General features: G+C 41.2%; 16 protein-coding genes. 9 read left to right on the top strand and 7 right to left on the bottom strand.

The annotated features are described in order from the left end of the window. Positions 1-102: 102 nt before the first annotated feature. The 3 genes from HUZ36_RS09125 (at position 103) to HUZ36_RS09115 (ending at position 4206) form a co-directional block, all read left to right on the top strand. Positions 103-1476 (top strand): sigma-54-dependent transcriptional regulator, encoded by a 1374-nt coding sequence (locus HUZ36_RS09125; protein WP_176032651.1) that lies wholly within the window; start codon positions 103-105, stop codon positions 1474-1476. Continuing rightward, positions 1466-2770, top strand: coding sequence for a sensor histidine kinase (locus HUZ36_RS09120; protein ID WP_176032650.1), 1305 nt, complete (start codon positions 1466-1468; stop codon positions 2768-2770). Before HUZ36_RS09125 ends, HUZ36_RS09120 begins: the two co-directional genes overlap by 11 nt. Before the next feature lie 758 nt (positions 2771-3528). Beyond that, complete coding sequence (locus HUZ36_RS09115; protein WP_176032649.1) at positions 3529-4206, top strand: LiaF domain-containing protein; 678 nt, start codon at positions 3529-3531, stop codon at positions 4204-4206. A gap of 53 nt (positions 4207-4259) precedes the next feature. Here HUZ36_RS09115 and HUZ36_RS09110 read toward each other — a convergent pair whose 3' ends face one another. Further along, positions 4260-6425: a M3 family metallopeptidase gene (locus tag HUZ36_RS09110; RefSeq protein WP_176032648.1), complete on the bottom strand. Its 2166-nt coding sequence runs from the start codon at positions 6423-6425 to the stop codon at positions 4260-4262. A 274-nt stretch (positions 6426-6699) separates the two neighbouring features. Here HUZ36_RS09110 and HUZ36_RS09105 point away from each other — a divergent pair, with 274 nt between their 5' ends. Continuing rightward, entirely contained in the window at positions 6700-7284 is a 585-nt protein-coding gene (locus tag HUZ36_RS09105; RefSeq protein WP_147390969.1) for a DJ-1/PfpI family protein, read from the top strand. A gap of 184 nt (positions 7285-7468) precedes the next feature. Here the strand turns inward: HUZ36_RS09105 and HUZ36_RS09100 are convergent, their stop codons facing one another. The 3 genes from HUZ36_RS09100 to HUZ36_RS09090 form a co-directional block, all read right to left on the bottom strand. Continuing rightward, positions 7469-10876 carry an ATP-binding protein gene (locus tag HUZ36_RS09100; RefSeq protein WP_176032647.1) on the bottom strand — a complete coding sequence of 1136 codons (3408 nt, stop codon included), beginning with the start codon at positions 10874-10876 and terminating at the stop codon, positions 7469-7471. Between the two features lie 496 nt (positions 10877-11372). Then, complete coding sequence (locus tag HUZ36_RS09095) at positions 11373-12356, bottom strand: glutathione S-transferase family protein (protein WP_147390971.1); 984 nt, start codon at positions 12354-12356, stop codon at positions 11373-11375. A 9-nt stretch (positions 12357-12365) separates the two neighbouring features. Continuing rightward, a complete protein-coding gene (locus tag HUZ36_RS09090) occupies positions 12366-13193 on the bottom strand; it encodes a pirin family protein (protein WP_147390972.1) in 828 nt (275 codons plus the stop codon). A 255-nt stretch (positions 13194-13448) separates the two neighbouring features. Between HUZ36_RS09090 and HUZ36_RS09085 the strand changes: the two genes are divergently transcribed. The 3 genes from HUZ36_RS09085 (at position 13449) to HUZ36_RS09075 (ending at position 15725) form a co-directional block, all read left to right on the top strand. Beyond that, a complete protein-coding gene (locus HUZ36_RS09085) occupies positions 13449-13958 on the top strand; it encodes a DUF2141 domain-containing protein (protein ID WP_125252522.1) in 510 nt (169 codons plus the stop codon). Positions 13959-14110: 152 nt separating this feature from the next. Further along, entirely contained in the window at positions 14111-14998 is an 888-nt protein-coding gene (locus tag HUZ36_RS09080) for an ABC transporter ATP-binding protein (RefSeq protein WP_176032646.1), read from the top strand. Position 14999: 1 nt separating this feature from the next. Further along, positions 15000-15725, top strand: a complete 726-nt coding sequence (locus tag HUZ36_RS09075; protein WP_125252520.1) for an ABC transporter permease — start codon at positions 15000-15002, stop codon at positions 15723-15725. An 85-nt stretch (positions 15726-15810) separates the two neighbouring features. On the opposite strand, the gene HUZ36_RS09070 is transcribed toward HUZ36_RS09075, so the two are convergent. The 3 genes from HUZ36_RS09070 to HUZ36_RS09060 form a co-directional block, all read right to left on the bottom strand. Continuing rightward, positions 15811-16254, bottom strand: a complete 444-nt coding sequence (locus HUZ36_RS09070; RefSeq protein ID WP_176032645.1) for a DoxX family protein — start codon at positions 16252-16254, stop codon at positions 15811-15813. Positions 16255-16543: 289 nt separating this feature from the next. Then, on the bottom strand, positions 16544-16897 hold the full coding sequence (locus HUZ36_RS09065; protein WP_128730577.1) for a hypothetical protein: 354 nt from the start codon (positions 16895-16897) through the stop codon (positions 16544-16546). A 462-nt stretch (positions 16898-17359) separates the two neighbouring features. After that, positions 17360-17950 carry a uracil-DNA glycosylase family protein gene (locus HUZ36_RS09060; protein WP_176032644.1) on the bottom strand — a complete coding sequence of 197 codons (591 nt, stop codon included), beginning with the start codon at positions 17948-17950 and terminating at the stop codon, positions 17360-17362. Positions 17951-18556: 606 nt separating this feature from the next. Here HUZ36_RS09060 and HUZ36_RS09055 point away from each other — a divergent pair. Further along, complete coding sequence (locus tag HUZ36_RS09055) at positions 18557-20140, top strand: PepSY-associated TM helix domain-containing protein (protein ID WP_176032643.1); 1584 nt, start codon at positions 18557-18559, stop codon at positions 20138-20140. Continuing rightward, a complete protein-coding gene (locus HUZ36_RS09050; protein ID WP_128730573.1) occupies positions 20140-20472 on the top strand; it encodes a DUF3325 family protein in 333 nt (110 codons plus the stop codon). The genes HUZ36_RS09055 and HUZ36_RS09050 overlap by 1 nt, the downstream gene beginning before the upstream one ends. The last annotated feature ends 379 nt before the right edge of the window (positions 20473-20851 follow it).

The following is a 20851-nucleotide window of genomic DNA, read 5'->3' as shown; positions in this document are numbered from 1 at the left end:
ATGAAGATAAGTTTAAACAATAAAATAAAGGAACAAAAGAGTGTAAAAAAATTAAACACCTAGTGTACGATATCGTACAGTTTTACGAGGTAAGGAGATCCTATGGCGGTCAATAACAAAGCGATTTTAGTTGTAGACGATAACACCGAAATACTTGTCGCCACGAGAATGTTGCTCAAACAATATTATAAAAAAGTGGTAACGTTAGATAATCCCCATGACATTAAAAAAGCGATGTCTGAACAAGACTTTGCGCTAGTACTGTTAGACATGAACTTCACTCGAGAGTCTACCTCGGGTGCTGAAGGTTTTTATTGGCTAAAGCAAATAAAAGCAATAGATGAAGATGCTGTCGTTGTGCTCTTTACCGCCTACGGTGACCTAAACATGGCGGTTGATGCTATTAAACTTGGCGCCAATGATTTTGTACTTAAGCCTTGGCAAAATGAGAAACTTCTGGCCACAGTCGCAAACTGCATTGAACTGAGCGAACAAAGACAAAAGTCCAAAAAACTGACGCAGCTCGCACAAATTTCAATGGCTGCACAACATAAACCGTTTGAACACTTAATTGCGTCAAGTCCCGCCATGGAGCAAGTCTTTCAAACCATAGAAAAAGCGGCAAAAACCGATGCCAATGTACTTATTTTAGGTGAAAGTGGCACAGGGAAAGAAGTCGTCGCGAGGGAGCTACACAAACAATCATTGCGACAAGAGCACACCTTTATGTCTGTGGACATGGGGACGATTGCCAGCTCGTTATTTGAGAGTGAACTGTTCGGTCATGTCAAAGGTGCATTTACTGATGCCAAGAGCAATAAGCCAGGCCGTTTCGAATTGGCAGACTCCGGAACTTTGTTTTTAGATGAAATCGCAAATATTCCCTTAGCATTACAAGGGAAACTACTTACCGCTATCCAAAATAGAATAGTCACGCCTGTAGGTGGCAGCAAGCAAGTTGAAGTCGATTTACGGCTGATCACAGCAACCAACATGAACCTATATGATATGGTTCGTGAAGGTAATTTTCGCCAAGATTTATTATATCGCATCAATACGGTTGAGTTGACGCTCCCAGCGCTCAGAGATAGGCCTCAAGACATTCCGTTACTTATCGAGTTTTACGCCGATTTATATAGTAAAAAGTACAAGTTAGCGCGCAAAACTGTCAGCGATAAAGTGATGGCAGAGCTAGTACAGTACCAGTGGCCAGGTAATATCCGTGAGTTGCAGCATTTAGTGGAGCGTGCCGTTATTTTGTCTGACTCGGCACAGCTCGAGTTCCAACTCACTACATCAAAAACACATGCACCTGACAACCTAGTGACAGACTCTTACAACCTGGCAGAAATTGAGCAAAAAACCATTGAACGCGCGATTAAAGACTTCAAAGGCAACATCAGTCACGCTGCTAAAGCGCTTGGCATAACACGCGCATCGCTTTATCGAAAAATGGAGAAGTACGATGTGGAATAAGCCTCTTACTCGAATGATAGCCTTTCAACTTGGGGCTATTTTATTCGCGACGCTTGGGGTTTTAGGCCTACTTCATAGCTACGCTCACCTGTTTAGCATGCTGGCTGTCGCTATTGCCGCAGGGTTCTCTGCTTTATCTATTTCCACATTAAAAAGCCAAAAACAACAATTCGAAGAGGTATTTACTGCGCTCAAATACCAAGATAGTAGCTTTCGGATTAATCATGCACACCCTATTAGTGAGCAAGCGCTCACTGTTTGTCACGAAATGATGCAAAAGGTGCGAGAAGATAAAGTCAAACAAGATGAGTTAGTGACCACTTATGAAACCATGTTACAACATATTGAGGCTGGCCTCATCCTCATAAAAAATGGCCATACTATTATACTCTGTAATAACAGCGCAAAGCAGTTACTCGATATTCGCGGTGCCGAAACAGGAACTTCATTGTTAAAAGTTCACCCAGAGCTTGAACAGGCCAAAGTAGGTAGTCATATTACTGCCGATCTACTATTTAAATACTTCACTTTTTCTAATCATAATAACCAATACGAGCTTTGGCTGTTTACCGCTATCTCAGAGCAGCTTGAAAGTACGCAAATTGAATCTTGGCAAAAGTTGATCCGAGTACTTATTCACGAAATTGGTAATTCAGTTGCGCCCATCTATTCGCTCTCTAATACACTTGTGAACATGACTAACAATCACCTCGCAGGTACAGTAGCAGACAAAGAGCTTGTTGAAGACTATCTTCAGAGCTTACAAGCCATAGGGATACGCAGCCAATCTTTGCTCGGGTTTATCGATAATTATAGAAAGCTCACCCATATTCCAGAGCTTGAGCTGAGACCAGTTACAGTCAAAGCACTGTTTGATGATATTGCTCCCCTTGTCCAAAACGAATTTAATGAAGCCAAAATCTCTTTGTCCTTTGATGTTTCCCCTGCGTCACTGACCATCAAGATCGATAGAAAAATGATAGAGCAAGTGCTATTGAATCTCCTCAGCAACGCCAAAGAGGCGCTTAACGCAACATCTAACAAGCAAGAAAAAGTAGTCCAAGTAACCGCTACTATTAATCGCTACGGCAAATGTGAGATAAAGGTCACAGACAATGGTGTAGGAATAGAGCAAAGTGCCATTGATAAAATTTTCGTGCCGTTTTTTACTACCAAATCCAATGGCTCAGGAATAGGACTTGCACTTAGTCAACAAATTCTTCATCGTCATAAAGGCCGGATTAGTGTCTGCTCCGAAATCGAAAAAGGCAGTTGTTTTAGTTTATTGCTATGAAGCGACATCACAAGGTAAGTAGCTTGAGGTAATGGTCTGCGCCCGCATTCGGCATCAGTGTGCCTTGATTGAATTACAAAAAATCAAGTCACACTGATGGTGCTGCGGCTATGCCTTTTTAATCGCCTTTTTCAGCTTTTTGATTTTAGCTTCATGCTTTTCAATCTTTGCTTTACGGGCTTTTATTTCCTTTTTAAGTTGCTTTATATCGTCTTTTTTCGCCATGAGAAAACTCCTTGATTAATTGATTTTTGTCCACTGAATATCAACTAATTCCTAGCTTAGTTAAGCCAACTAGTTGAGATTATACCAATTTGCTTAATTAAGTGGTCTATTTTGAGGCGTGAAAACCTTGTCGATAACACCGCTTCCGCGCCCTGCTCACGCCGAGGTACCTACGTCCTGTAGGCAAGGCAAAGATTTTGCTATTTAGTTGTTCTAAATAAAAAATTTTTAACGCGGTTAGCGTCAGATATACTCCTTCAAATTGAGCAAGTATTAAGTCAAATTGGTATTACACCTTAGCAAATGCCACAGTGATTTCAACCTCATAGAAAAGGCCAACCAGCGAGGAGTGAAATTCATTTGCTTAATCAAGTAGATTATTTTGACCAAATAGTAGGCTCATTCGTTAAGTTTTAGTGTTTATCATAAAGTCACGTTTTGTTGTTATTTTAACCATTTGATTTTATTAAAAGCTTTCAGTGGCTTAATAATTGCTTAATACCTAGCACATCAACGAAATGGAACCTCATGTTATGTCTGTACCACTACAAGATAGGCCTCTCGAGTCAGTTAGAGAGGAAATCATCGACCAGCTAATACTCAACTATAGCCATGGTGAACTATCAGCTGAGGCGTTCGAGAGAAGATTAGATCAAGCCTACAATTTACAAGAACAACAAAAAATTGCCGCATTGAGTGCCGACTTACCACTCAAGTCAGACCCCAGATATCACACTGAAAAAGCAGCTCGGTTGGGACCAAAGTTTACCTCATCGACTGAGGATGTCGAAAAAATGCACATGACTTCAATGTTAGGGTCAAGCCACCGCAGCGGTGAATGGATTGTTCCCAAGGAAATCCATATAAGAAATTATCTCGGTAGTATTGAGTTGGATTTTACTTGCGCTATTTTTAGCCACCCTGAAGTACATATTTACATGGACTGCATTCTAGGCAGTGGCGAAATCTATATTCCTGATTCAGTGGATGTGATAACCGATATAAACAATGTTATGGGTTCGGTCGAAAATACACGAAATACCTTAGCGACAAATACTCAAGTAAAACAACGCCCTCGCATATATATTAAAGGTAGAACCATTTTGGGAAGTCTTGAGGTCAGTGTAAAACGCTCAATGAAAATACAGTTAAAACAGTTTGCAGACGGGCTAAAGTCTTTGTTCAGTGATCAATCTAACTCAAAATACTAAATGAAAAAGCCCCTTAGTTGGTCACTAGGGGGCTTTGGTGTGCATATTCAGTGTTACTTTTCTACTGGAAAACCTCTATCACGCATTAATGCTTCAACTTTGGCATCACGACCTCTGAACTTTCTATACGCCTCGGCTGGATCCATTGCGTTACGTACCGAGAACAGATAATCCACCAGACGCTGTGCAACGTCTTTATCGTAGAAACCGCCAGGAGAGTCAGCAAAAGCTTCTGCAGCATCAGATGTTAATACCTCAGCCCATAGGTAACCGTAGTAGCCTGCAGAGTACCCTTCACCAGAGAATACGTGACCAAAATGTGTCGTGCGATGACGCATAACCACTTCACTCGGCATGCCAAGCGTATCTAACTGTGACTTTTCAAATGCAACTGGGTCGCCAATTTTGTCTGGATCCGTTGTGTGGAACAACATATCCATAATCGCTGAACCTAAGTACTCAGTCGTTGCAAAACCTTGATTAAAGGTCGCTGACTTTTTAATTTTCTCGATAAGTGCCTTAGGCATAGGCTTGCCTGTTTTGTAATGTACTAAGTAACGGTTAATTACTTCATCAGTTGCAAGCCAGCGCTCCAATAGCTGTGACTGGAACTCTGTATAGTCACGCACACCAGAGTTAGAGCTTGGGTATTTCACATTCGATGATAGTGCATGAAGTGCATGGCCAAACTCATGGAAGTAAGTTTCAGCATCAGACCAAGAAATAAGTGTAACTTCTCCTTCTGGTGCTTTTACAAAGTTAGAGTTATTTGAGCTCAACACATTGGTTTTACCATCAAATGTGGTATGACTGCGATACGATAAAGCCCACGCTCCAGAGCGCTTACCTTTACGTGCAAATGGGTCTAGGTACCACAGGCCGATATTTTCACCTGATGTTTTGTCGGTCACTTCCCACACTCGAACATCTGGGTGGAAAACAGGTACCGACCCATCGGTGATTTCAGTAAACTCAAAGTTAAACAGACGACCCGCAACATAGAACATCGCCTCGCGCAGGTTATCCAATTGTAAGTAAGCCTTCACTTCATTTGAATCTAACTGATATTTAGCTTGGCGTACTTTTTCAGCGTAAAAACGATAATCCCATGGCTTAATAGTGATCTTGGCTCCTTCTTTATCAGCGATAGCCTGCATATCCGCAACTTCTTCTTCTACACGAGCAATGGCTGCTGGCCACACTTTCTTCATCAGTGCCATGGCATTTTCTGGCTTTTTGGCCATACGGTCTTCAAGACGCCACTGAGCATAATTCTCGTAGCCCAGTAAATTAACACGTTCGTGTCTGAGCTTTAAGATTTCAGAAATAATAGCTTTATTGTCAAACTCACCGCCATTGTTGCCACGGTTATAGTAGTTATTCCAAACTTTTTCACGTAGCTCACGTTCTGTTGAGTAAGTTAAAAATGGATCCATCGAAGAACGAGAGTTTGTAATCGCGTACATCCCTGACTTACCTCGCGCTTTCGCTGCAGCCGCTGCAGACGCCACAAATGACTCAGGCAAACCTGACAGCTGCGCTTCACTGAGGTAAACAACATAGTTTTCTTCGTCAGCAAGTACATTATTCGCAAATTTTGTGTGTAGTTTTGACAATTCAAGATTAATGTCTGCATAACGCTTAGCGTCATCACCTGTGAGGGTTGCACCATTACGTGCAAAGCTATTGTAGCGCATCCAAGTAATACGCTGCTCTTCCGCAGTTAGCTTTTTATACTCTGCGCTTTCATACACCGTTTTCACTCGTTCAAACAGCTTTTGATTTTGTGTGATCTTAGAGCTAAATTCAGAAAACTTTGGTACTACTCGCGACTGAATTTCTCTAAACTCAGGACTTGAAATATTTGAACTCCACAGACCGTAGTAGGTAAAAACACGATCTAAAGCTGCACCAGTGCGCTCTAATGCCACAATTGTATTATCGAAATTAGGCTCTGCTGGGTTGTTCGCAATCGCTTCAATTTCTTTCAGATTATCTGCCATACCGATTTCAAGAGCGGCTTCTAAATCACTCAGTTTCATTTTATCGAACTGAGGAACACCTTGATAAGGACCTGAAAATTCCTGTAACAGCACATTATCATACTGTTTGTCTTGAACTAATTTGACCGGCTCAGCCGTTTTGTTAGTAGTACCTGCGCAACCAGCAAGGGCTACACACACTGCAGCGCTTAATAATGTGATAGAAGGTTTGAACATAATATTTCATCGCTTGTTGTTATCTTGAAGGGAAATATTACGGATTGCCTTCAAAAGTGCAATTGCTTTGCGGGTAAAACCTGATTCTACGCGATAGAGCAGCAAGAAGTGCACTCATCGGCTGCAAAATGGGTTAATCTCAACAGTTACGCTGCATAAATAGCCCAACGCTTAGTGCAAAACCAAAAGCTTTTTCATGGATTGTTACAATTTACCTTGAAAAATTAGCTGAAATCAGCCAAGTTAGTAAAAAACTGATCTGTGAGAATAGATAATGGAAGTAGGCATTTTCATATACGATGGCGCAGAATGTTTAGACTTTTGTGGTCCATTTGAAGTATTCAATACAGCAAAACGCTTTATAGATACCCCCATTAACGTCAGCCTAGTTGCACCTACTCATATCCCCGTCACAACAAGGGGTGGAATGAGTGTAAACCCCCATTACAGCATACATTCACATCCTAAATTCGATTTACTTATTGTCGTTGGAGGACTTCACCACAAAATTTGTGGAAACCACAATGTGCTCAATTGGCTTGCAGAAACCGCAAATCATACTTCACAGTGTGCATCAGTTTGTACTGGCATATTTTTGTACGCAGAGGCCGGTATTATAGATGGCAAACGTGTCACAACACATTGGCAAGATCTCGATGATTTACGTGAGCAATATCCTAGCCTAGAAGTCATTGAAGACACACGATTTGTGATGGATCAAAATTTTACTAGCTCAGCGGGTATCTCTGCTGGTATCGATATGAGCCTGGAGCTTGTGAAAAAGCGCTTTGGGCAGGCTACCGCTCGAAAAACCGCGATGCAAATGGACTACGACTGGCCGAAATATCCTAACGAATAGTTCAGCCTAACTTTATACCAAACCCATTGTATCGCTTTGGTGCAATGACGCCAGAATTTACGGAAGATTTATACACAATAAATTTTGTTAATTAACCCCTTGTGAGCGATAAAACCTCGTGATAGCGCCATCCACGTTTCTTGATGGCAAAAGGGGAACTGTATCCATACAACCAAACATTTTACTAACTCTTGGCGTGTTGTTGTTCTAGCTCTGCAACTCGATTTTTTACAAACTTAAGTACATTCTCATACTCTATTTGCGCAGCTGCGAGGTGGGACTTACATTGACCAGCCTGATGGTTTCGGGCGTATGTTTCAATATTATCGAGCACATCAAACAACTTTTGAGCAGCCAAATCTCCAGCTTGCCCTTTCAGGTAATGACTGTATTTTACAGTTGCGTCACAGTTACTATTTTTAATGCTTAGTATTAGTTGCTGCATTTTACTTTCAGAGTCTTGTAAAAACAGCGCATAAAGCTGTTGTAACAGCTCGTAGTTTCCTGATAACCGCGCAATTACCTCACTCTCTGAAATGGGGAGTTGTTGCCGTACCTCTTCATCGTCTTGGTTGCCAAAATCAAATGGTTGGATAAGCACCGAATCATCTTCTTTAGCATAGATGTTGAGGCTCTCTAGCACTGAAAATAGCTGCTCAATTACAACTGGTTTGGTCACAAATTCGTCCATACCTGCACTGAGACAGCGCTCTTTTTCTCCCGCCAAAGCACTTGCTGTCATCGCAATGATTGTTGTATTGCAAAAACACTCACCACCTTGCCCTTGACGAATAGCTCTTGTCGCTTGGTAGCCATCCATTCCAGGCATATTGCAATCCATAAAGATGGCATCAAAATTAACCCCTTGATCCTCAAATAATAATAGTTTATTGATAGCATCCTGACCATCTACTGCAAATTGCACTTTAGCACCTTGTCCTTCTAAAATACCTTTAGCAACAATGCGATTAATTTGGTTATCATCAACCACAAGAAACTCGCACCCTGCTACCAAGTTGCCTGTAAGCGTTACTGCCTCTCCTGATTTCTTTAAGCTCGGCTGAAGGGTCACAGCTTTATTGAGGTCAAACACAGAGACAAACTCGCCCAACCTCACAGGTGCGGATATATGCACAATATTGTCAGAATCATTGATATGTTGCAGTTCATCGCCAACCAAAATCACCTTTTTGAACTCACTTGCTACTTGCTCTACCTGAGAAAACGCTTGTTTACTGGTTGCAATACAAATATCGCTTGGGCGAGCATGATCAACATGTTGCCCGCCAAACTTCGTGATGAGTTTAATCATGTAGTCCAACTCAACAGTCGTATCGCAAAAAACAGACACGGTTTTTCCAGCAAGAAAACTGGGGAGGTTGATAGCCTTAGCTTGTGATTTAGCAAACGGTAGCTCGAACCAAAATGCACTACCTTTATGCTTTTCACTTTCAAAACGAATATGCCCCAGCATCTTTTCAACTAATTGTTTACAGATAGAAAGACCTAGGCCTGTACCTCCGAACTCATTTGCGGTGTTGGTTGACTCTTGGCTGAAAGACTGGAACAGTTTATTATGGTTTGCTTTGTCTATACCTACACCAGTATCTTCCACTGCAACTTTAAGCCATACCGTATCGTCTGTCAGTTCAGTGGTGGCACTTAATTTAACATAGCCTTCTTTGGTAAATTTAATTGCGTTACTAAGTAAGTTATATACAACTTGTTTGACTCGCGCAGCATCCCCACATAATTCGATGTATTCGAGACCTAGTTGGTCGACTATGTAAATTATCTCTTGCTCTTTGGCTTTGGTAGACATAGACAAGGCTACATGCTCAATCACAGAAAGTGGATTAAAAGGTTCATTATCAATCTCTAACTTTCCAGCTTCTATCTTTGATAAATCAAGCACATCATTGATCAGTGACAACAGTGTGGTTGAGCTAGTTTCCATCATTTCTAAATATTTTTGCTGATGCTTTGTTACAGGCTCCTTTCTAACCAAATTCAGCGACCCCAAAATACCGTTGAGTGGCGTTCTCATCTCATGACTAATAGTTGAGATAAAGGCACTTTTCACTTCTGAGGCTTTATCAGCTTTATCACGCGCATCTACTAGCTCCTTGGTACGCTCTGCGACTTCATTTTCAAGACGCTCATTCGCCAATAGCAATTGTGTTTCAGCCTCCTGTTGTGCGGTTATATCTTCAACAAACAATGCCACACCTTGGATCACTTGTTTACCACCATAAATTGGCGATAAATTCAGCGATAACCAACTGTTATCTTGACCGCTTTGAGTCAGCTTAATCGAGCGAGACTCGACTTCTTTGCCTTCAAGTACTTTACTTGCATTAGCATAAATAAATGCAGATACGGGGTCAGGTAGAAACTGCGGTTCACTCCTGAGCTTGGTATTATTCAATTTGTTAAAAAAAGATGTGGCCGACTCATTAAAACTTGTGAGCCGTAGAGTTTTGTCAAAACCAAGCACCCCATCTGATGCTCCATCTAAAATAGCTTTGAACTCTGCACGCGTTGAGTCAAGCGCTTGTAAACTTCGGGTATATTGCCAAAAAGCAAAGAAAATCAACGCAAATACACCACTGGCAACTGCAAGTAAACTATATGTTGTGAGTCGTTTTTCATTCAAACTTTGCTGGTAAATTGAAAATGAGATCAGATTGACTAATTTCGCTTTCAAGCTGCCAACGTTTACCCCTTCCACTTCATTAATTAATGCTAAAAAGCGTGCATTCGTTTCTTTGTCTTCCACTAGCTGTAGTTTGTTGTTCCATGGCTGCACTTGATAGCGGCTACGAAAATCTATATCCGGATTGAGATCTCTGCTGTAACGCAGAGCAAAGTCTGGATGATAAATAAATGAGTCGCCCTCTCCTAGCACTATCACTTTTTGCGTATTGGGTGCTTGTGAGACAATTTTATTTATCATTTTTTCTGCATTGGTGTTGATCACTAATATGCCGAACAAATCGTTATCAATATCGTAGGTGGGTAAGGTAAAACGCTTCGTGGGTTGAAACGGCACAACAATTTGACCGCGCTCTTTGTTCAAATTAATTGACGTTGAGTAGATAGTTCGCTCAGGCAGTTGCAGTGACTGCGTAAAATAATCATATTGGCTTTTATTTTGCAACTTGCTATCTAAAACCGTAATAACTTTTCCGAGTTGTCGCTCCACTCTGACTAGCTCCAGTCCAGTGTGTGCATCCAATAACCGGATCTGAATCAGACCGTCGTAAGAATAAAGCATAGATCTAAAAATTGTGCTTAGTCGCGCTCGCCACACTTGTAAAGGCGTATTCTCCTGCGGGTCGATGCCATTATTTTTTTCAGCTCTGGCAATACCTTGGATAGGGGGCGTATCAAGTAGAAAGTACAAAAACCTTCTACTGGCATCAATTTCACTTAAATAGATATTATTTTGAGCTAAGTGCACTTGCTCCAAGCGCTGATAAAAACTGTCATTGAGGTCGTCTTGAATGTTATTTTCAAAATATAAAATAGCCCCGAGCAGAACCGCCAACAATAATACAATCGCACTTTTAGCAATATTGGAAGAAGACACGCTTTCTCCTTGATTTTGTGACCGCAGCATGTACTCCCTGCATCACCACTATAGCTCTATACCTAGACAGGCATTGATTTATACCAATTTGACTTAATACTTGCTCAATTTGAAGCATTAACCCTAGCGCTAAATGCGTTGAAAATTTCTTATTTAAAACCACTAAATAGCAAAATTTTTACCGTGCCCGCACAAATGCAAAAACCTTGGCGATAGCAAAGCGTGGTAACGAGACTATCGACAAAGTGTTCTCGCCTCAAAATAGAAAGCTTAACTAAGCGAATTGGTATAACTTAAAATCGCAACTTATCTCGCTTTTTATCCAAATTCAACACTACGCAAAGCTGCGACTAACATTACAATAAACAATCGTATGTGTTGACGCCAACACCGCCTCTCAACTTTCAGAATAGACGATGACGACACCATAAAGCCACATAATCATCGCCTATTTAACTCTAGTCTAAATCAATACAAAGGCAATGTTGGCTCTCTTTTACAATGAAAGTCTGTGGCGGTTATGGCCACTCAGATAGTCAATATTGGGTCCTTCCGGTACTACCTGGGTCGGATTAATCATAGTGTGGCTAAAATAATAATGCCGTTTTATGTGCTCAAAATTGACGGTTTCAGCTATCCCAGCATGTTGATATAAGTCCCGCAAATAAGCACTAAGATTTGGATAATCTTCTATCTGCTTAATATTACACTTGAAATGCCCATGATATACGCTATCAAACCGGAGCAAAGTCGTAAATAGTCGCCAATCCGCTTCCGTTAATTGCCCTGCAACCAAGTACCGAGTGTTAGCAAGCCTAGTTTCAATTTCGTCTAATGCCTCAAACAAATCATGAACAGCAATGCGATAGGCATCTTGCGTTGTAGCAAACCCTGCTTTATATACACCATTATTAATATTGTGGTAAACAAAGTCATTGATTTCATCAATTTCACTTCTCAGCGCATGTGGATAATAGTCGCTACTATCTCCTGTGATGTGATTGAACGCATTATTGAACATCCTGATGATTTCACTCGACTCATTACTGACGATCTGTGCAGTTTGTTTATCCCAAAGTACGGGAACGGTTACTCTGCCTGAGTAGCTTTTATCATTTTTTGTATACAGCTGGTGCATAAATTCAAGCCCGTACACTCGTTCTTCAACCTCAGGGCGTTGACTTAAGAAACTCCAACCTTGGTCAAGCATATCAGGATCCACAACCGAGACATCAATATGCGCTTCTAACTGTTTGAGCTTTCTAAAAATAAGCGTACGATGTGCCCAAGGACAGGCTAGCGATACATACAAGTGATAACGACCAGACTCAGCTTTAAATCCACCCTTTCCTGTTGCTCCCTCACGACCATCGGGCGTGATCCAATTACGTAGCTTTGCAGATTCCCGTTCAAATTTGCCTTTGCTGCGCTTGGTGTCATACCATTTGTCGTGCCATTGACCATCAATTAATAGTCCCATGTAAACCACCTATACAATGTCGCCAAAGCGACCCATTTGGTAGTCTCTCACCGCCTGTTGCAACTCTTCTTGCGTATTCATAACAAACGGTCCCATATGCGCTATTTTCTCGTTAATCGGTTGTCCAGCGAGGAGCAAGAAACCGACGTTATTTGTCGCCACCATATCAAGCAAAAAGTCTGAGTCTAATTCGATAAGCGTTTGCTCACCATAACTTTCCAATTGTCCGGTATGGATATAGATCATCACTTTAGCAAATTGAGTAATATCTACCTGTAAATGCGCTCCTTTTTGTAGCCACACATCAGCAAGTGCACTTTGACCAGCTAACTCTTGTAGCGCCGTCTTTAGCTGCATCTCTCCAACCTGCCATGTACCCGCTAGCGCTGTAAAATAACTTGTTTCGTCGAGCATTACTTGTTTTGCAGGTTGCTTTGTTGAATCTTGGTATCTGGGCGCCCGCATCTTTTCTTTAGCTGGCATATTCAACCAAAGCTGAAACCCATGCATCCCCTCTTTATCACTTAACGGCATTTCACTATGTATTACGCCACGCCCCGTACTCATCCATTGAACATCTCCGGCTTGGATTGCCTTACGATTGCCCATTTGGTCTTGGTGCTCAAATCCACCTTTTCTGATATACGTTAATGTTTCTATACCGCGATGTGGGTGAGGTGGAAAACCAGCCATAAAATCCTTCGGATCTTCCGACCTTAATTCATCAATCATTAGAAATGGATCTAAACTTTTTCCATCGAAACCTGCCACTCGGTTAATCTTTACACCAGCTCCGTCACTTGTTGCTTGTGCTTTTTGTATTCGACGTATCTTCATAATAATGTCTCAATATCTTTGTTGAGAATTAGCATAACAAAGCTGAAAAAGATTAAAATTAGTCAAATTTGGTTAGTACGTTCGATTTAATAGAATGGAATAAACTTAGCCTATAATTAGATTAAATACTCAGCAGCACTTCACTCTGGTCTGAACAGTGATAATGCACGTCAAAAATAACAATTTTTAACAGTAATAACACAATTATCTGACAAGCTTGAGAGGCTACAATTTAACTGCTACTAGGAGCAAAGGATGAAGTCTCTAATTATTTTGATGGCGCTAGCATTACTTACGGCGTGTAGTTCTACCAGCCCTGTCAGTGTAAACGCTGTTGCAGGCCCACCAACTAATCTAACTGTTGAAATTACTGAAGTAAGTAACACTAAAGGACAAATGCTGGTATTGTTATTTGACAACAGCGCCGACTACCACAGTGACAAGAATGTGAATGATCCCGATGCACACTTTTTTCGAAAACTGGTTGTCGCCCCAACTTCTCCCTTAACCACTGTTACTTTTGAGTCGGTACCAGCTGGTAAGTATGCCATTCATGTTATTCATGACGAAGACAGTGATGGTGGCATGGATCGAATGATTTTCCCATTTACAGGCATGCCCAGTGAGCCTTACGCCTTATCCAATAATATTCATGACAGTTTTTCAAAAGGTGATTTTGAAGAAGCGTTATTTACGGTCAAAGCGCCCAATACAAAAATACAACTTACGCTCTCTACACATTTATCAAAAGTCACAGGCCTTTAATATCTGAGGTTTTAACAGGTGTGGTGTTCGTCACACCTGTCTTGCGTTTTCCACCTCTGACAATTGTCATTTTATTTTCTGACAACACTCACTGATATTCATTCCGTTACCTATACATACTGCAAATATACCTAGTAAATGGAATCAAGACCGTGAATAGCGCAATCGATTTATCAAACATCAATTTTGGATACCGAGACAGTAACCCCCTTTTAGCGGGGCTAAACCTTACCCTTCAACAAGGCCAAGTGCATGCTATTTTGGGGCAAAATGGTGCAGGGAAGACTACTTTAATAAACATCATGCTCGGAAGAATAAAGCCAACATCGGGACAGGTTCGTGTACTTGGTCATCCTCCAGACTCATTATTTTGTCGCCAGCGTGTTGGCGCTATGATGCAGTTGGGCGGGCTGCCTCTGCATATCAAAGTGCGAGAGTTTATCGAGCTTTTTTCAAGCTATCATCAACACCCTACCCCATTGGATGACATTATCTCACTCTGTCAGCTCGAAGGTTTTTTACAGCAAACCTTTGATACGCTCTCTGGAGGGCAGAAACAAAGATTATTTATGGCCATCGCGATGGTGGGCGATCCGGATGTTATTTTTTTAGATGAGCCAAGCGTTGGTATGGATGTAGAATCGCGACAACAACTTTGGCAAGCCATTTTCGCGCTAAAGCAGCAAAATAAAACGGTGTTGCTTACCACACACTATCTTCATGAAGCTGAGACACTGGCTGATGAATTATTGGTGTTAAGGGAGGGTAAGTGTACAAACCTAACCGATATACCAGAATTAGCTAACATCTACCCCCGTGCTCAAATAAAGTTTACCTGCGATTTGCCTGAGGTCACACTTCTTGACGCTCTCCCTATGGTAAATCTTAGTGTTGAAGGCAATAAGTTCACCATACTAACGAACGAGCCAAACCCCATTCTACAGCGACTATTAACGCAATTTGATGTTCACAATTTACAGGTAGCACCAATGAGCCTAGAAGAGGCTTACCTTTCTTTAATGAATAATGGAAATGCTTAACATGATGAATACAACGTCTTTTTTACTAGAAAGCAAAGTTGAACTATTGAGTATTTTTAGAAGTAAGGGATTTGTGATCCCTGCATCAGTCTTTCCATGCTTGTTTTATCTTTTCTTTGGCATCATGTTCAGCCATGACGACTCTCACAATTATATGTTTATCAACTATTTGATATTTGGAATGATAAGCCCGGCGTTATTTTCATTTGGTGTGAACGTGGCTATTGAAAAGCAAAATGGCTGGTTGGTTCTTAAGCAATTATCCCCTGTTTCTGCATACCAATACCTCTTCGCAAAATGCGTAAGTGCCTCGGTTTTTTCATTAATTGTGGCCTGTTTAATGAGTATGTTAGCTTTGTTTTCAGGTGTATCATTAGCCTTGGAACAGTTTCTTATAATTGTGTTAATCGCCTTATTAGGTACCTTTCCTTTATGTCTGTTAGGGCTCGTAATTGGCTTGTGTGTGTCGGCAAAAGCAGCGCCAGCTGTCGTCAACTTAGTCTACTTACCACTTTCACTGTTGTCAGGTCTTTGGCTGCCAATTACTCTTTTTCCTGAGCCTATGCAGTGGTTTGCTTGGCTTTTACCTACCTTCCATATTTCGCAGTTAGCGCTTGGTGTTATTGACGCCGCTTTAGGTTTTGCAATTTATTACCACCTGAGCATATTCACCCTACAAACCTGTCTCCTGTGCTTTGTTGCACATACCAAATTTAAACAAGCCTAGCATTGATCCCGCAAGCGCACAGACCCTACCCTGTGCGCTTCTTTTACGACATTCGGCAATTATTTTTGCAAGGGCAGCTTTAGTTTTATGACTCGCCTTTTACCTTAATCAAACGTGAGTTATTTAGTTTTTTATCAACACTAAAGTCACCAGCGCCAGTTGCCGCTAATGCCAAAAAGCCTCCGGCCATGGCTATATTTTTAAAAAACATTAAAAACTGGATTTGATCCGCAAGGTCAAAGTGAAACAGCAAAGCACTAACTAAGCTAAATCCGGCAAAAGCGAGCGCTGTTAGTTGAGTAAAAGCGCCAATCAAAATGAAGAGCGCTCCAATTAACTCAAACGCAATAACCAAAGGTAATAACTCACTAGGCAAACCACTGGAGGCCATATACGCCGCGTTGCCTTCGTAAAATTGGATCTTATTAACAGCGGCTAAGATGAAAATCGCTGACAACCCAACGCGGCCAAACAAAGATGCTAACGATGAAAACGTACTACTTGGATTGATGATATTAATGATGTTCATGATACTTTCCTCAGTTGATAAAATTGGGAGCTCTTTATTGAAGAGCCGATGAGGAAAGTATACATTCCATTTTATAATATAAAATTTGTAAAAATCACTAACTTCATTCTAATTATAAGAATGAAAGCGAGTCTTAGGCTGAGATAAGGAAGAAACTGATTTAACCTTTAAGCTCGGACTAACTAGTATAATATATAGCCGTCCCCAAACAGAGAGGACATAACTCATACACAACATCATTCAATACCAGTCTAATTAACCTGATGTAACAGCTGCATGGCGTTAAGCATTATCGATGGTTTTCAAGAGTTGAAATCAGTAAGTCTCTACTCACCAAAAATCCACAGATGCTGACCACGACGAGAAAAATCCCATACATAGAACCGATATACACCCAGTCGCTTTGTCCAAGTAATAAGCTGGCTCGCGTGCCATCGTTAACCAATAGTATGTTAACGAGTGATATGCCTATCGCCCCGCGAAAATAAATAGGCCTGTCCATGTGGCTCGCGAATGCAGCAATAATGAGAGAAAACAAACAAAGGTAGAAACCAATAACAGAATACGCACCAGGCTGCATACTTGGATATAATGCAACGATAGAAAGGAGCACGGCGGCCCAACCGGTAGCTTTATAAATCATTATCAAGTCCTTTGAAAATGTTAAAAAGTGTATGTGATGTAAACAGAGTGAAGTATGGAGTAATACACTTAATTACGCAACCAAATGATGAGAAATATTCACGCAAATTACTGCTTGGCGCAGGCTCAGATCACCTAAGCTGGTTTACTTCTGCCACTATGGCTGCATTGAACGAGCTAATTATTGACCACATATAAGGTTACAAAAAATAAAATTATATGGAATATCTTATTCCCAAAAGGGGTATTTCAAATAAATGTAAAGTTTCGGTATTTGAAACAAACAATGACACGAATCTATCGCCCACTTTTTATACCAATTTGCTTAATTAAGTGGTCTATTTTGAGGCGAGAAAATCTTGTCGATAACGAGGCAAAAATTTTGCTATTTAGTTGTTCTAAATGAGAAATTTTTAACGCTGTTAGCGTCAGATTTACTCCTTCAAATTGAGCAAGTATTAAGTCAAATTGGTATTATCGCCGCTTCATGCCCATCTAATGCCTTCCTTACCTTTGCTTGCAGTTGTGGAATAACACACTCTTCAAACCAGTTATGCTTTTTCAACCATATTTGGTTTCTAGGGCTTGGGTGAGGTAGCGGGATCATGTTTTGGGTTTCATAATTTGCTGCTTTTACCACGTCTGTCACTGATGAGTACTGCGGTAAATAATATCGCTGTGCGTATTGACCGATAAGTAAGGTCAAAGACACTTGTTTCAGAGATGCGAACACCTGTTGATGCCACTTTGGCGCGCACACTGCCTTTGGTGCTAAATCACCTGATTTACCTTTACCGGGATAACAAAACGCCATTGGCATGATGGCAAAGAGATCTGGATTATAAAATTGCGCCCGCTCCACAGCGAGCCAACTGCGCAATCTATCGCCGCTAGGATCATTAAACGGTAACCTGCTGTTATGCGCTTTCAATCCCGGAGCTTGTCCAATGATGAGTATTTTCGAAAGACTATTTCCCTGAATAATTGGGTTAGCCCCAAGAGGTAACTCAGGTTCGCAGAACCGACATAAGTTCACTTGTGTAAAAATATCCATTTTAGCTTGCTGGTTTTGGCAATAAAAAACAACCAAGATTATCGCATAGCAACGCTTATCCCCCAATGCACTGAAGCTTTTATTTAATACTTACTTAGTTTAACTCCATTTGAAGCCTGTTGTGTAACCGACTCCCACCATAACAACTAGACGAAATATACAAGTACAGAATATCACCCAACGGTAGCAGCTCAAGTTATGTCAATTGAGTAGCAGGCCATGAAAACAAGTGCGAATCACTATCATTTAGATGCAAATTATTGGATAATAATCTATTACTCTTGTTGTAATTTTAAGGGGTACTATGCCTAATCAGGATAACACTAAAATTGAGGCAGCTTTATACAAATCGCAAGTAATTTCACGTTTTTTAATCGCTATAATCGGCGGCTATTTTGTCACCGTTATGGCTTCGTCTCTGCTTGCTTTAACCTTACCAATAAAGCGCTTAGATGCGCTTTTATACGCATTAACAACAGGCATTCTTTTTTATCCTATCACTTTTATATGGGTATTCGGATGCCGCTCTTTTAGAAAGGTATTGCTTAGCATGATTGGAGTACTTTGTATTCTTTACGGCACGTTGACACTGCTTGGAGGCAAGCTGTGAGGGAGTCATTTTTTCGTAGTATGACTTGGTTACACACCTGGGTTGGTTTACTCGTTTGTTGGTTGCTATTTTTAATCTTCTTTGCTGGGACTGCGAGTTTTTTCAGACATGAAATTAGCTTATGGGCGCAGCCAGCGACACATCATTTACCGCAATATAACCATGCTTTTCAACAGCAAACCGTTACAAAAAGCATAGAACGGTTTCAACACATTGCTCCCACAGCCGAATCTTGGCGTATAGAACTGCCAACCGAGCGCCGCCCGAGCCTTTTACTTATGTACTCTGAGAAACCCGAAGAAGGAGAAAGAAGAGGGAAGCGCCATTCAGAATACTTGGATCCGATCACGTTAGATGCGCTACCTGAGTTTAGAGATACAAAAGGAGGCAACTTCTTCTATCGCCTTCATTTCGACTTACATTATATGAATGCAATAACCGCACGGTGGATTGTATGCTTCGCGACCTTATTCATGCTGATTGCGCTAATCTCTGGTGTGGTGATCCATAAGCGTATTTTTAAGGATTTATTTCAATTTAGAAGCAAAAAAGGTCTTCGAAGTTGGTTAGATGCACATAATGTCTCATCCGTCATTGCTTTGCCTTTTCATATAATGATCACCTACACCGGTTTGGTTACGCTAATTTTTATGCTGTTACCACAACCTGCGCAGCAACGCTATGAAGACAAACGAACGCTAAGAGCCGAACGCTATCCTCTACTTGCGACAGCACCTGCTACAGGGCTGCCGCTTCAGGAGCTTGCGTTAAATAAAGCATTGGATCACTATTATACTAACTCAGGCAATGCGCCACTTCGCCGTGTCGTTATTTCATCACCAAACGATGCAAGCGCAACTATAAAGCTTTATGCCAACGCGGGGCGTGCTGTACAGGATGATCCACCGAGCTGGATGTACAATGCCGCATCTGGTGAGTTATTAAAAACACACAATGTCACCTTATCTGGTGCAGAAAACCTCTACGGCGGCATGATAGCACTACACACAGGACGGTTGGCAGAGCCGACCCTGCGATGGCTGTACTTTATTGCAGGACTCGCAGGCTGCGTAATGATAGCAACAGGTGCTGTCATGTGGGCTAAGCGGCTACGCCAAAAGCTTAAGAGAGATGAAAAGCCAGGCTTTGGCCTTAAACTGGTAGAGTCTCTAAACTTAGGTACAATAATGGGTCTACCAGCGGCAACGGCAGCATTTTTCTATGCCAATCGTTTATTACCCACGGAGCTTGTTGCACGCGCAGACAAAGAGGTACTCGTATTCTTTATTGTCTGGGCTATCGTTGCCATCGCTGCCTGTTACAAATCGGATAGATTAGCTTGGCAACTGACGGCTAAAGTAAACGCGCTCGCATGGGCGGGACTTCCTGTAGTGTCCATGCTCACGATTGAAGGGAACTTGGTGAGTTATTTAATACATAAACAGTGGGTATTATTTGGTTTTGACGCACTGGCTATTGGTATTGCCGTAAGCTTTTTGGTGCAAGCTAGGAAGTTAGGTCGCTCCCAAGTAACACCAGCAGCACCCTCCCGCCGCTCTCAACGCGAGGTTAAGATCTGATGCAATGGCTGATATTTTTATTTTGTCTACTTGCCTTTATGGGATTTGCCATAGCGAAACCCAACCACTATAAAGAAGTACTAGGCAAACGCCCAAAAGGTAATATAACAAGTCACTTAAATATTGCCAGCTGGCTTTGTCTTATAGGCAGCCTGATACTGTCAATCGTAACTCAAGGCGCATATGGTAGCGTACAATTTATTGGTTACATGACAGTAGCAGTGCTGCTACTGGTGGCTATTTTTGCAACCAAGCCTCACTATTTCAGATCACTATTTTACCTAGTGAGCTTTAGCATCGTATTGTGCTCACTATATTGGATCATTATTTAACTAAGGCGCTGCTTGCAGCGCCCTTTTCAGATCACTATTTTACTAAGGTTTCTTAGTTAACCCTTTGAAAGAACAACATTTAGAACAAAATATCGCCAGCACTCCACTTCAAGACGCAAATTTACTAACTCAAACCACATACACTTAGTAAAATTCTGATCCAATTCGCTCTTTTTGATTGGTTAGTTAGTAAAAATATGATCTATATATTTTCTCTTTGCATTAGCTTAGTAAAAATCTGATCCAAACAAGGGAACATAGCCCTAAAGTTACAAACCAACAGAGATGAGGGATGTGCTAACTCATGGCTTTTAAACTCACAGCATATTATTCCTTTATCTAGCGTGTCTATTTTAGATAATTGAAAAGCTGATGGTGA

It is taken from the genome of Pseudoalteromonas sp. McH1-7 (genome assembly GCF_013366255.1).
In the GTDB taxonomy this organism is placed as follows: Bacteria; Pseudomonadota; Gammaproteobacteria; order Enterobacterales; family Alteromonadaceae; genus Pseudoalteromonas; species Pseudoalteromonas peptidolytica.
This window is presented reverse-complemented; position numbering and strand designations above follow the sequence as displayed.